This window comes from uncultured Stenotrophomonas sp. (assembly GCF_945952405.1).
Lineage (GTDB): Bacteria > Pseudomonadota > Gammaproteobacteria > Xanthomonadales > Xanthomonadaceae > Stenotrophomonas.
Genome location: NZ_CAMFIA010000001.1, coordinates 126107 through 138081 on the forward strand (window position 1 = coordinate 126107; position 11975 = coordinate 138081).

An 11975-nucleotide genomic window follows, 5' to 3' on the forward strand; every position below is an offset into this window, starting at 1 on the left:
TGCCCCGGTGGGCGCAGAGGGCCCTGGGCGGCCCGCTGTGGCGCTCCATCGGGCCACCCCATGGTCGGGATGCTGCGGGTCCGGAAGAGCCGCCCAGGGGGCGGCCCGGCCGGCAGGGGGCTCAATCGCGGTCGTCGCGGGTCCAGATCGCGTCGTGCTCGCGCTTGACCGGGAACTTGGGCACGGCGGTGTAGGCCGGCGCGCACAGGGCGCGGCCATCACGGACGTCGAAGCGAGCGCCGTGCAGCACGCACTCCACGCTGCCCTCGGTGGTGTTGAACTCGCCCGAGGACAGTTCGAACTCTTCATGCGTGCACTGGTCTTCCAGTGCGTACAGCTCGCCGTCGAGGTTGAACACCACGATCGGGGTGCCGGTCACTTCGTCGAACACGCTCTTCATTTCACCCGGCAGCAGTTCACCGCCGGCACAGACGAAGGTCCAGGCGTCGCTCACGCGGCAGCTCCGGCCAGCTGCTTTTCCAGGATCTCGAAGCGCAGGTCGTCGCGCTTGGGGATGCCGAAGCGTTCATCGCCATACGGGAACGGCTTCTTGATGCCGGTGCGCTGGTAGCCACGACGCTCGTAGAAGGCGATCAGCTCGTCGCGCACGTCGATCACGGTCATCTGCATCACCGGTACGCCCCATTCGCGCGCGGCATGGGCTTCGGCCGCATCCATCAGCTGCTTGCCGACGCCACCGCCCTGCTGCGCCGGGTCAACCGAGAACATGCCGAAGTAGCCCTTGCCGTCGACATCGGCGACATGCGCGCAGGCCACCAGCCGGCCCTCGCGTTCGGCCAGCAGGATGGTCGAGCGCGGGCGGTCCAGGTCGGCCTGGATACCTTCGGCATCGATGCGGGCGCCGTCCAGCAGGTCGGCTTCGGTGGTCCAGCCGGCACGGCTGGCATCGCCGCGGTAGGCCGAAGTGACCAGGGTGATCAGGGCAGGAATGTCGGCCGGCGTGGCGGCGCGGAAGGTCAGGGTGCTCATGGCCCCATTCTAGGTGGGGCGTGGGCGGGCGCAAATGGGGGGACGCGGTCAGGAGAAGGGGGTCAGATCCCTTTCGCGCAGCGAAAGGGATCTGACCCCCTTCTCCTGCCACTCATCTGACCCGGCAGCGGGCGGCAGCCCTACAGACTTCGCTTTGGCCAGGGCGGATGCTCCGGGATCAGAGCCCTTTGCGAAGGGAAGGCTTTCGATTCCACCAATCCCAGGAGTCTCTGATGCCACGACCACGACGTGCCGATGTACCTGGATTTCCCCAGCATCTCACTCATCGCGGCAACGACAGGCAGGACGTGTTCTTTTCCGATGAGGATCGTCTGGCCTATCTGGGTCTGCTCTGCCTCCATGCACGGGAACAGCAATGCCGGGTCCACGCCTACGTGTTGATGGGCAACCATGTCCATCTGCTGGTCACGCCGGATCTGCCGGGTGGGCTGTCCAGGATGATGCAGGCGGTGAACCGCAGCTACGTTCGGCGCATCAACCAGGCGCGGGGCGGACCGGGACCTTGTGGGAGGGACGCTTCCATTCCACGCTGATTGACACTGATCGCTACCTGCTTGCTTGCCAGCGTTACATCGAACTCAACCCGGTGCGTGCGGGCATCGTGGCGCACCCTGGGGACTATCGCTGGTCAAGCTATCGAGCCCACGGGTTGGGTAAGCCCGACAGTTTGCTCGCGGCGCATTCGGTGTTCGAACGGATGGCGCCCGATCACGGCGAGCGGCGCAGGCGGTATGTCGAGTTCATCGAGGATGGCATTCCCGCGAGTGATCTGGCCGCGATCCGCAGGGCCCTGCATTCATAGCGACAGTTGCCGGAAGGGCTGGCCGGGTCAGAGCCCTTTCGCTGCGCGAAAGGGATCCGACCCTGAGGGCACTTCCGGCTGCCCTGGGGAATATCACCCCAGCAGCTTGCGGACCTTGGTCAGCGCGGTCATGAAGCGCTCGATTTCGGCGTGCGTGTTGTAGAACGCCAGCGAGGCACGGCAGGTCGCGGCTACGCCGAAGTACTGCAGCAGCGGGTGTGCACAGTGCTGGCCCGAACGCACGGCCACGCCTTCCAGGTCGAGCAGGGTGGCCAGGTCGTGGGCATGCGCGCCGTCGATCAGGAACGAGACCACGGCGGCCTTCTCGGGTGCCTCGCCGATGATGCGCAGGCCGTCGACGCGGCGCAGTTCCTCGGTGAAGTGCGCCAGCAGTTCGGCTTCGCGGGCTTCCACGTTCTCCTGGCCGAGCTGCTGCAGGTAGTCGGCGGCCACGCCCAGGCCGATGAAGCCGGCGATGTTCGGGGTGCCGGCTTCGAACTTGTGCGGGGCATCGTTGAACACGGTGCCTTCGAAGCTGACTTCCTTGATCATCTCGCCGCCACCGAGGAACGGCGGCATTGCGTCCAGGTGTTCGCGACGCGCCCACAGCGCACCGGTTCCGGTCGGGCCGCACATCTTGTGCCCGGTGATGGCGTAGAAGTCGCAGCCGATCGCGGCGACGTCGACCTTGCGGTGCGGCACGGCCTGCGAGCCATCGACCACGGTGATGATGCCGCGCTTGCGTGCCTCGCGGCAGATCTCGCGAACCGGGTTGACCGTACCCAGCACGTTGGAGACATGGGTGACCGCCAGCAGCTTGACCTCGGGGGTCATCGCCGCGCGCAGCGCGTCCAGGTCCAATGCGCCGTCGGGGGTGATCTCGGCGACGCGGAGGGTGGCGCCGGTACGTTGTGCGACCAGCTGCCACGGCACGATGTTGGCATGGTGCTCCATGCGCGACACCAGGATCACATCACCGGACTTCAGTCGCGGCAGTGCCCACGAATACGCCACCAGGTTGATGGCGAAGGTGGTGCCGCTGCACAGCACCAGATCGCTGGCGCGCACGTTGAGGAAGCGCGCCAGCTTGTTGCGCGCGCCCTCGTAGGCCTCGGTGGCCTCGCTGCCCAGGGCATGCACCGCGCGGCTGACGTTGGCGTTGTAGCGGCGGTAGAACTCGTCCACCGCGCCGATCACCTGCACCGGCTTCTGGCCGGTGTTGGCATTGTCGAAGTAGACCAGCGGCTTGCCGTGTACTTCGCGCATCAGCAGCGGGAAGTCGAGGCGGACGCGGTCCCAGTCGGGAGCGCCGGTGCGTTCTTCGGTCGGGCGCGGCGTGGACAGGTTCATGCCACACCCGCCTCGGCCAGGGCCTTGTCCAGGCGGCGTGCCAACTGCTCGCGCAGGGCCTCCGGCAGGATCTTCAGCGGTTCATGGCAGAACGCAGCGCTCAGCAGCGCCTGCGCCTGGGCCTGCGGCAGGCCGCGCGAGCGCAGGTAGAACAGCGCGTTGGCATCGAGCTGGCCGACGGTCGCACCGTGCGCGGCCTTCACTTCGTCGGCGTCGATCACCAGCGTCGGCTGGGTATCGATCTCGGCATCGGCCGACAACAGCAGGTTCTTGTTGGACAGGTTGGCGTCGGTGCCGTCGGCACCCTCGCGGATCTGGATGCCGCCATGGAACACCACGCGGCTGCGGTTGGCGGCGACACCACGCCACAGCAGTTCGCAGGCGGTATCGCGTGCGATGTGGTCGATGCCCAGCCGGGTCTCGACGTGGCGGCGGCCATTGCCGAGCAGCACGCCGTTGGCGGTCAGCCGGGCATTGTCGCCTTCCAGGCGCACGTTCAGTTCATGGCGGCTGAGTGCCGCACCCAGTTCCAGGTCGACGCGGTGGTACTGCGCGTCACGGGCCAGCACGGCATCGGTGCGCAGGAAGCTGGTCTGGCGCGCGCTGCCGGTCTGCACGCGGGCGTGCTTGAGCACGGCGTCGCGGGCGACATGTGCATGCAGCACGGTGTTGTCCAGGTGGGCGGAGTCGCCGACGCTGAAGCGGTGCTCGACCACGCCCAGGCTGGCGCCGACCCGCAGTTCGATCAGGTGGCGGTGGTGCCAGGCCAGGTCGGTATCGCCGGCGACGCTGGCGAACACCAGCTGCAGCGGCGCTTCGACCTGCACGCCTTCGTCCACGCGCAGCACCACGCCTTCATCGGCCAGCGCCGCATTGAGGCGGGCGAAGATCTCTTCGCTGCGCTCGTAGCGGCGGCCCAGGAAGCGTGCGGCGTCTTCGCCGGCGGCCAGAGCGGCCGACAGGGGCTGCAGCTGCACGCCGGCCGGCAGTGCCTGTACGTCGCTCAGCGCGGTATCCAGCCGGCCGTTGACGAACACCAGGCGCGGGGCCGGGATGTCGTCCAGCAGTGCGACGTCCAGGGCCGGGCCCTGCAGCGGTGCCGCGGCGAACGAGCGGCGCTCCAGCTGGCGCAGCGAGGTGTACTTCCAGGCTTCGTTGCGGGCGGCGGGCAGGCCGTCGCGCAGGGCCGCGTCCAGCACTTCGCGGCGCGCGTCGCTGCCGCTGAAGGCCCCGGCCATCGAGTCGAGCAGGGCGCTCATCAGACGGCCGCCTCGCGCACCACGCGATCCTTCAGGAAGTCATAGCCGTGTGCTTCCAGCTCCAGCGCCAGCTCCGGGCCACCGGTCTTGACGATGCGGCCATCGGCCAGCACGTGCACCACGTCCGGCTTGATGTAGTCGAGCAGGCGCTGGTAGTGGGTGATGACCAGGAACGAGCGGTCGGCGGCGCGCAGTGCGTTGACGCCGTCGGCCACGCTCTTCAGCGCGTCGATGTCCAGCCCCGAATCGGTCTCGTCCAGGATCGCCAGCTTCGGCTCCAGCACGGCCAGCTGGAAGATCTCGTTGCGCTTCTTCTCGCCACCGGAGAAGCCTTCGTTGACGCCCCGGTGCAGCAGCTCGTCCTTCAGGTGCAGCACGGCCAGCTTCTGGCGCACCAGCTTGAGGAACTGCATGGAGTCGAGTTCTTCCTCACCGCGTGCCTTGCGCTGGGCATTGAGCGCGGCGCGCAGGAAGTAGGTGTTGTTCACGCCCGGGATTTCCACCGGGTACTGGAACGCCAGGAACAGGCCGGCGGCGGCACGCGCTTCCGGGTCCTGCTCCAGCAGGTCGACGCCGTCGAACTGCACGCTGCCTTCGGTCACTTCGTAGCCGTCGCGGCCCGCCAGGACGTTGCCCAGGGTGGATTTGCCGGCGCCGTTCGGGCCCATGATGGCGTGCACCTGGCCGGGCTTCACATCCAGCGACAGGCCCTTGAGGATTTCCTTGTCGCCGATGCGGGCGTGGAGGTTTTCGATCTTCAGCATGGTGGGGGTTTCCGTGGGGCGGGCCGTGGCCCGCCAGTAAAGAGAATGCGTTTGCGAGGGGCGGGGGCGGGGGGTCAGCCCACTGAACCTTCCAGCGAGACTTCCAGCAGCTTCTTGGCTTCCACGGCGAACTCCATCGGCAGTTCGCGGAACACCTGCTTGCAGAAGCCGTCGACGATCATCGACACCGCGTCTTCCTGGCTGATGCCGCGGGCGCGGCAGTAGAACAGCTGGTCATCGGAGATCTTCGAGGTGGTGGCCTCGTGCTCGACGGTGGCCGCGGGATTCTTCACCTCGATGTAGGGGAAGGTGTGCGCGCCGCACTGCTTGCCGATCAGCAACGAGTCGCACTGGGTGTAGTTGCGGGCACCATCGGCGTTGCGATCGACCCTGACCAGGCCGCGGTAGGTGTTCTGGCCACGGCCGGCGCTGATGCCCTTGCTGACGATCTTGCTCTTGGTGCGCTTGCCGATGTGGATCATCTTGGTGCCGGTATCGGCCTGCTGGCGGTGGTGGGTCAACGCCACGGAGTGGAACTCACCGACCGAGTCGTCGCCCAGCAGCACGCAGGACGGGTACTTCCAGGTGATCGCCGAGCCGGTCTCGACCTGGGTCCAGGTGACCTTGCTGCGCGCGCCACGGCATTCGGCACGCTTGGTGACGAAGTTGTAGATGCCGCCGACGCCGTTCTCGTCGCCCGGGTACCAGTTCTGCACGGTGGAGTACTTGATCTCCGCGTCTTCCAGCGCGACCAGCTCGACCACCGCCGCGTGCAGCTGGTTCTCGTCGCGCATCGGCGCGGTGCAGCCTTCCAGGTAGGAGACGTAGGCCTTGTCCTCGCACACGATCAGGGTGCGCTCGAACTGGCCGGTATGGCCGGCGTTGATGCGGAAGTAGGTGCTCAGTTCCATCGGGCAGCGCACGCCGCTGGGGATGAACACGAAGCTGCCATCGGAGAACACCGCCGAGTTGAGCGCGGCGAAGTAGTTGTCGCCGACCGGCACCACGGTTCCCAGGTACTGGCGCACCAGTTCCGGGTGTTCCTTGATGGCCTCGGACATCGAGCAGAAGATGATGCCCTTCTCGGCCAGTTCCTTGCGGAAGGTGGTGCCGACGGACACCGAGTCGAACACCGCATCCACGGCGACGCCGGCCAGCTTGGCGCGTTCGTGCAGCGGCACGCCCAGCTTGTCGTAGGTGTCGAGCAGTTCCTTGGGCACGTCATCCAGCGAGGCGTACTTCGGGCCCTTCGGCGCGGAGTAGTAGCTGAGCGCCTGCAGGTCGATCGGAGCGATCTCCAGCTTGGCCCAGTCCGGCATCGGCATGGTCAGGAAGTGGCGGTAGGCGTCCAGGCGCCACTGCGTCATCCACTCCGGCTCTTCCTTCTTGGCCGACAGGGCACGGATGGTGTCCTCGTCCAGGCCCGGCGGCAGGGAGTCCGATTCGATCTCGGTGATGAAGCCGGCCGAATACTTGCGGCCGAGCTGCTCATGGATCTCGCGGTTGGGGGTGTCGTCGTGGGCGACGTTTTCGATGGTTTCGGTGGCCATGGGGGGCTGCCTACGGATCAGGAGACGACGTCGACAGCGATGCTGCGGCGCTGTTCGTCATCGGCAAGGGGGAGAGGGGGCAGGATCTGCGCAAGGCTGACATCGCGCAGGGCCTCGGAGACCACGTCGTTGATCAACCGCCAGCTGCTGCGCGCGCCGCACTTGGGCGCCATGCCGCACTGGTGGTGATCGTGGCTGCATTCGGTCAGGGCCAGCGGCCCTTCCATCGCTTCGACCACTTCGAACAGCGAGATCTCGATGGCCGGGCGGGTCAGGCGGTACCCGCCACGGACACCACGCAGGCCTTCGACCAGGCCGGCCTGGGCCAGCGGCTTGAGCACCTTGCTGACGGTGGGCGGCTCCAGGCCGGTGAATTCGGCCAGCTCGGTGGCACTGAGCACCTCGCCCGGACGGGCGGCGAGCACGGTCAGTACGACGGTGGCGTAATCGGTGAGCTTGGTGACACGCAACATGGGGATGCGAGTGGTTCTTAAAGCGGACTGAAATTGTACGCTTTTATTCGCCACCATCCAACCCGGGCATTCAGCCGGCGCTGGGGGCGGGGCCGGGAGGACGCACCGGGGCCGCTGCCAGGGCGCCATGCTGCGCCAACGGGGTGATTTTCGCAATCACCCGGAATGGGCGAGAATCCCGGTTCCATCCGCTGCAAACAGCCCGTGCCGATGCCGAAGAAGATCCAAGCCCGCAAGTCCGCCATCCATGGCAACGGTGTGTTCGCCGTGGCCCCGATCAAGCAGGGCGAGCGCGTGATCCAGTACAAGGGCCTGCTGCGCAGCCACGGCGACGTCGATGCCGATGACAGTGGCGATGTGGAAAGCGGCCACACGTTCCTGTTCACCCTCAACGATGACTGGGTGATCGATGCCAACTACAAGGGCAACGACGCGCGCTGGATCAACCACAGCTGCGACCCGAACTGCGAGGCGGTGATCGAGGAAGACGAGGACGGCGACAGCCGCGGCGACAAGGTGTTCATCGAGGCGGTGCGCGACATTGCCGCGGGCGAGGAGCTCACCTACAACTACGGGATCGTGCTGGCCGAGCGCCACACTGCCAAGCTGAAGAAGATCTGGGAGTGCCGTTGCGGCTCGCCCAAGTGCACCGGCACCATGCTGCAGCCGAAGCGCTGATCAGATCCGCAGGTGCCGGCCGCTGGCCGGCACCTGCGTGAAGGAAGAGCCGGCCATTGGCCGGCACGCCCTCATTTGCCCAGCACGCCTGCCGGCACCAGGTTGCCCAGGCTCTGGTTGAAGGTGACCACCAGCTTGCCGTTCTTCACCTGTGCCGACTGCACCTGCAGTGCGCCGAGCAGGCCGGCCACGGCCGGGTCCAGCTTGTAGATCGGTTCCCGCTGGGCGTAATCGCTCAGCCAGGCATTGAGCAGGCCGCGGGTGCGCGAATCGAGGCGACCGCCCTGGTTGGCCGGGGTGAAGTCATCCAGGGTCGGCTGCTGCAGGTGGAAGCCCTGGGTCTGCGCGTCGTAGCGCAGGCCGCTGCTGAGCTTCACCGTGCCCAGCCGGGCCGGGTTGCCACCGGCCGTGGCCAGCGCCAGGTCCATGCCGAGGTTCAGTCGTTCGCCGGCCGGAAGGCTCAGTTGCGGGTGGCTCATGGTCAGCGCGATCAGGCCGCCCAGTGCGCCCTGGGTGCGCGGGAAGCTGCCATCGAGGTACTGCTGTACGTCGCTGGCACCCACCGACAGTTCACGGCCGGAAATGGAAGGGGCCGCCTGTGCACCGATCGCCGCAGCGATCAGCACGGTGGAGGCGGCGAGGCGGGTCATCAGGGAACGCAGGCGCATGGCGGTGACCGGTGAATGGGGAATGGATGGGGAAAGAGTAGCCGCGGCGGCTGAATCGTGCGTGCATGCCGCTGCAACGGTTCAGTCCAGCGTTGGCCGCAGCTGTGCTGACTGGATCTGCCAGCTGCGACCATCGCTGCTGGGCTGCACGCGATACCAGCCGCCGAAGCGGAACACGCCGTTGGCGGTGACCGCGCGTATGCGTACCGGTACCTCCAGCAACCGCGGCGGCTGTTGGTCATCGCGTGCGATCGGGGTCTCGCTGTCGAGGCGCAGGGTGCGCAGGTCCTGCAGCTGGCGCAATGCCGCATCGTCTGCACGGCGGGGATCAACGGGCGCAATCGCCCAGGCCGCATCGCTGCTGCGGCGATCATGTTCGAGCAGGGCCCGCACGTAACGGTTGAGCATCACCGAAGGCGGCTCGGCATCGCTGGCCAGCGCGGCGAACAGCGGATCGATCGCCGCCGGCTGCAGTGCCGCCGCCTCGGTTGCGGTACTGGGCCGGGCTGCCGCGGTGGTGGCGGCCGCGGTTGGCGCCGGCGCCGGTTCCGGCGCGGGCTGCGGAGCTGGCCGTGAACAGCCGAGAAGCAGCAGAGGGGCGATCAACCACAGCCGATGGCGCATGCCTGCCTCCTCCCCGAGGCAATCTGGAGGAGCGCAGTGTATCGGGAGTGCCGGGATCAGCGGGAGGAGGGCAGCTGCTCCAGCGCATCCAGGGACGGCAGTACCTGCGCGGCGATAGCGGCCAGCGCATGGCCTTCGGTGCCGGCGTGGCGCTGCACGATGTCACGCAGCAGCTGGGTGGCGATCACCAGGGTCGCGCGTTCGTCGCCGCTCAGCCCGGCCGTGCGCGGCGCGGCTTCCAGCAGGCGCATCAGGTCGCGGCTGGCACGGTGTTCCAGTTCAATGGTGCAGCGCCCGGTGCACTGCACCCCGTCCTTTTCGATGGGGGTCACCGAGATCCGGTAGCGGGTGGAGGGGCTGGCCATGAGGGGATGCTCGCCGTAGCTGTGGAGGATGTGCCCACCATAGGCAAGGCCGCGGCCGGCGGCGACGGCCGCCGCTGCACGCAGTGTTCCACCCGGTACGTTCCGGGGCTGGCGCGGAGCGCACGCAGCCAATGGCAGCGGGCATGGACGGGTATTTCCCGGAATCCGGCACGCTGTGTTGCGGGCCGTGCTTCGGACAAAAAAAACGGGACGGCCAGAGCCGTCCCGTCGCAGTCCACTTCCGGGCGCGCGCTTAGAGCGCGGCGTCCTTCAGCTTCTTCAGCGGACGCACCTTCAGCTTGGTGGTGGCCGGCTTGGCGGCGAACCACTGCTCTTCCTTGGTGAACGGGTTGATGCCCTTGCGCTTCGGCTTGGCCGGCACATTGACGGTGGTGATCTTCAGCAGGCCCGGCAGGGTGAACGAGCCAGCGCCCTTCTTGTGCACCGAGGAGGCGACAGCGCCTTCCAGCGAGGCCAGCACAGCGCGGACGTCCTTGGCGATGACGCCGGAGGCTTCAGCGATGTGTGCAACCAGGCCGGACTTGGTCAGCACTTCCTTGATCGGCTTCGGAGCGGCCGGCTTGGCGGCTGCCTTCGTCGCGACTTTCTTCACTGCCTTCTTCGGGGCAGCCTTCTTAGCGGTCTTTGCCATGGTTTCCTGTTCCGTGAACGGTTGGTTGTTTGGTCGGCGCCGAACCCCGTCGGCAAGCGCAATGTAGGGCAACTCTCGGGCGCCGCCAATAGCCCGAAGCGTGGAAAGTGCATGTTTTTTCATATCCAGGCCGATTCAGTACATGGCCGGTGGTGCGGGATCGGGGCCGATGAGCGTGTTCACCGCCGCCGGGGGCGCCATCGGTTGAGCGCGCGAAACCACTGAAAACAAGGAGAAAGTGCGCGACAGGCTGGCGAGGAAGTGTCCACGTACCCGGTTTCCCGCAGGCGCGGGGCATGCGGCGGAGCGACGCAGGGCTAACGCGCGCCATGCGAGGGTGACCGTTCATCACCGCCACGCAGGAGCAGCACATGGGAATCTCGCGACACGCCACCGCGCACTGGGAAGGCGATCTGAAGTCGGGCAAGGGACAGTTGAGCACGCCGCAGAGTGGCCTGCTGGACAAGACCCGCTACGGTTTCAACAGCCGCTTCGGCGACGAGAAGGGCACCAATCCGGAAGAACTGATCGCCGCCGCGCATGCCGGCTGTTTCACCATGGCGCTGTCGGCCAAGCTCGGCGAAGCCGGTTTCACCCCGGCCTCGCTGGATACCGAGGCCAAGGTCGACCTGTCGCTGGAGGGCGGCCCGCAGCTGTCGCAGATCCGGCTGAAAGTGAAGGCCGTGGTGCCGGGCATCGACGCGGCGAAGTTCCGCGCCATCGCCGATGACGCCAAGCAGAACTGCCCGGTTTCCAAGGCGCTGAGCGCGGTGCCGATCAGCCTGGAAGCCGAGCTGGGCTGAGTGGAGGTGGTGCCGGCCGCTGGCCGGCAACTGCATGCATCGATGATCACGGTGGCAGCCGGCCAGTGGCCGGCTCTGCCCCCAGGGTGATCACCAGTCCAGGGTGCCGGTGATCACCGTCTGCACCTGGCCGCCGGACCAGACCTCGCCCTCGTCATCGACCTGCAGGGTCAGGCGGGCGTCGTGGCCGACTTCGCGGCCCTGGCTGACCTCGAACGGCGCGCGGCCGCGCGGTAGCGCATCACGCAGGTCCAGCCACGCCGCCAGCACCGCATTGGCGGCGCCCGAGGCGGCGTCCTCGAAGCGGCGGCCGTTGCCGACGAACGCACGCACCGCCAGGTCGAAGCCTTCGCGGCCATCGCTGAAGGCATAGGCGAATACGCCCATGCTGTCGCTGGACTCGGCCAGCGTGGCCACCGCATCCCAGTCCGGGTGCAGGGCGCGCAGGGCTGTTTCATCGGCCACCTGCACCACCCACCAGCTGCGGCCGCCCTGCATGCGTGCCGGCGGCAGCGCGCCCAGTGGCCAGTCCTTCAGTGCGGCCTGCAGGCGTGGATCGGTGGCCTCGGCGGTCTCGGCCAGCTGTGCACGCGGGGTGCGGATGGCGATGCGCTGCTGCGCACCCTCGCCACTGACGCGCAGCGGCAGGGCACCGGCGATGCCGTCCTGCACCAGCACGCCGTCAACCGGCGTGGCCAGGCCCGCCTGCAGCGCGGCATGCGCGGTGCCGACGCTGGGATGGCCGGCGAACGGAACTTCCTTCTGCGGGCTGAACATGCGCAGCCGGTAGCTGCTGCCGGGCGCCTGTGGCGGGAACACGAAGGTGGTCTCGGGCAGGCGCGTCCAGCGCGCGATGGCCTGCATGTCGGCATCGTCCAGGCCGTCGGCATCGAGCACCACGGCCAGTGGATTGCCGGCGCCGGCGCGCGGGGAGAACACATCCAGCTGCAGGAAACGGCGGGTGGACATCAGGGGC

At 67.5% G+C, this 11975-nt stretch carries 16 protein-coding genes; 4 read left to right on the forward strand and 12 right to left on the reverse strand.

Annotation, left to right across the window (positions count from 1 at the left end; all coding sequences use genetic code 11):
• Positions 1-121 precede the first annotated feature (121 nt).
• Positions 122-454 (reverse strand): non-heme iron oxygenase ferredoxin subunit, encoded by a 333-nt coding sequence (locus Q0P60_RS00670; RefSeq protein WP_294987234.1) that lies wholly within the window; start codon positions 452-454, stop codon positions 122-124.
• Positions 451-990: a GNAT family N-acetyltransferase gene (locus Q0P60_RS00675; protein WP_294987236.1), complete on the reverse strand. Its 540-nt coding sequence runs from the start codon at positions 988-990 to the stop codon at positions 451-453. Before Q0P60_RS00675 ends, Q0P60_RS00670 begins: the two co-directional genes overlap by 4 nt.
• Before the next feature lie 233 nt (positions 991-1223).
• Here Q0P60_RS00675 and Q0P60_RS00680 point away from each other — a divergent pair, with 233 nt between their 5' ends.
• Positions 1224-1544: a transposase gene (locus Q0P60_RS00680; RefSeq protein WP_294987238.1), complete on the forward strand. Its 321-nt coding sequence runs from the start codon at positions 1224-1226 to the stop codon at positions 1542-1544.
• Positions 1514-1813: a hypothetical protein gene (locus tag Q0P60_RS00685; protein ID WP_294987240.1), complete on the forward strand. Its 300-nt coding sequence runs from the start codon at positions 1514-1516 to the stop codon at positions 1811-1813. The genes Q0P60_RS00680 and Q0P60_RS00685 overlap by 31 nt, the downstream gene beginning before the upstream one ends.
• A gap of 93 nt (positions 1814-1906) precedes the next feature.
• Here the strand turns inward: Q0P60_RS00685 and Q0P60_RS00690 are convergent, their stop codons facing one another.
• The 5 genes from Q0P60_RS00690 to Q0P60_RS00710 all read right to left on the reverse strand — a co-directional run bounded on the left by Q0P60_RS00690 (position 1907) and on the right by Q0P60_RS00710 (position 7209).
• Positions 1907-3163, reverse strand: a complete 1257-nt coding sequence (locus Q0P60_RS00690) for a cysteine desulfurase (protein WP_294987242.1) — start codon at positions 3161-3163, stop codon at positions 1907-1909.
• On the reverse strand, positions 3160-4422 hold the full coding sequence (sufD, locus tag Q0P60_RS00695; protein WP_294987244.1) for a Fe-S cluster assembly protein SufD: 1263 nt from the start codon (positions 4420-4422) through the stop codon (positions 3160-3162). Before sufD ends, Q0P60_RS00690 begins: the two co-directional genes overlap by 4 nt.
• Positions 4422-5186, reverse strand: a complete 765-nt coding sequence (gene sufC, locus Q0P60_RS00700) for a Fe-S cluster assembly ATPase SufC (protein WP_024958766.1) — start codon at positions 5184-5186, stop codon at positions 4422-4424. Before sufC ends, sufD begins: the two co-directional genes overlap by 1 nt.
• Positions 5187-5260: 74 nt before the next feature.
• The gene (gene sufB / locus Q0P60_RS00705) at positions 5261-6736 is read right to left on the reverse strand and encodes a Fe-S cluster assembly protein SufB (RefSeq protein ID WP_294987247.1); all 1476 of its coding nucleotides are present in this window, start codon (positions 6734-6736) and stop codon (positions 5261-5263) included.
• 17 nt (positions 6737-6753) lie between these two features.
• Complete coding sequence (locus Q0P60_RS00710; protein ID WP_294987249.1) at positions 6754-7209, reverse strand: SUF system Fe-S cluster assembly regulator; 456 nt, start codon at positions 7207-7209, stop codon at positions 6754-6756.
• A gap of 210 nt (positions 7210-7419) precedes the next feature.
• On the opposite strand from Q0P60_RS00710, the gene Q0P60_RS00715 reads away from it, so the two are divergent.
• Entirely contained in the window at positions 7420-7887 is a 468-nt protein-coding gene (locus Q0P60_RS00715; protein ID WP_294987251.1) for an SET domain-containing protein-lysine N-methyltransferase, read from the forward strand.
• 71 nt (positions 7888-7958) lie between these two features.
• Here the strand turns inward: Q0P60_RS00715 and Q0P60_RS00720 are convergent, their stop codons facing one another.
• The 4 genes from Q0P60_RS00720 to Q0P60_RS00735 form a co-directional block, all read right to left on the reverse strand.
• A complete protein-coding gene (locus Q0P60_RS00720) occupies positions 7959-8555 on the reverse strand; it encodes a DUF1439 domain-containing protein (RefSeq protein WP_294987253.1) in 597 nt (198 codons plus the stop codon).
• Positions 8556-8636: 81 nt separating this feature from the next.
• Complete coding sequence (locus tag Q0P60_RS00725; protein ID WP_294987255.1) at positions 8637-9179, reverse strand: hypothetical protein; 543 nt, start codon at positions 9177-9179, stop codon at positions 8637-8639.
• Between the two features lie 56 nt (positions 9180-9235).
• The gene (locus Q0P60_RS00730) at positions 9236-9544 is read right to left on the reverse strand and encodes a DUF3861 family protein (RefSeq protein ID WP_294987257.1); all 309 of its coding nucleotides are present in this window, start codon (positions 9542-9544) and stop codon (positions 9236-9238) included.
• 253 nt (positions 9545-9797) lie between these two features.
• The gene (locus Q0P60_RS00735; protein ID WP_100439360.1) at positions 9798-10196 is read right to left on the reverse strand and encodes an HU family DNA-binding protein; all 399 of its coding nucleotides are present in this window, start codon (positions 10194-10196) and stop codon (positions 9798-9800) included.
• A gap of 371 nt (positions 10197-10567) precedes the next feature.
• On the opposite strand from Q0P60_RS00735, the gene Q0P60_RS00740 reads away from it, so the two are divergent.
• The gene (locus Q0P60_RS00740; RefSeq protein ID WP_294987260.1) at positions 10568-10999 is read left to right on the forward strand and encodes an OsmC family protein; all 432 of its coding nucleotides are present in this window, start codon (positions 10568-10570) and stop codon (positions 10997-10999) included.
• Positions 11000-11089: 90 nt separating this feature from the next.
• Here the strand turns inward: Q0P60_RS00740 and Q0P60_RS00745 are convergent, their stop codons facing one another.
• A complete protein-coding gene (locus Q0P60_RS00745; RefSeq protein ID WP_294987262.1) occupies positions 11090-11968 on the reverse strand; it encodes a PhzF family phenazine biosynthesis protein in 879 nt (292 codons plus the stop codon).
• Between the last annotated feature and the right edge of the window lie 7 nt (positions 11969-11975).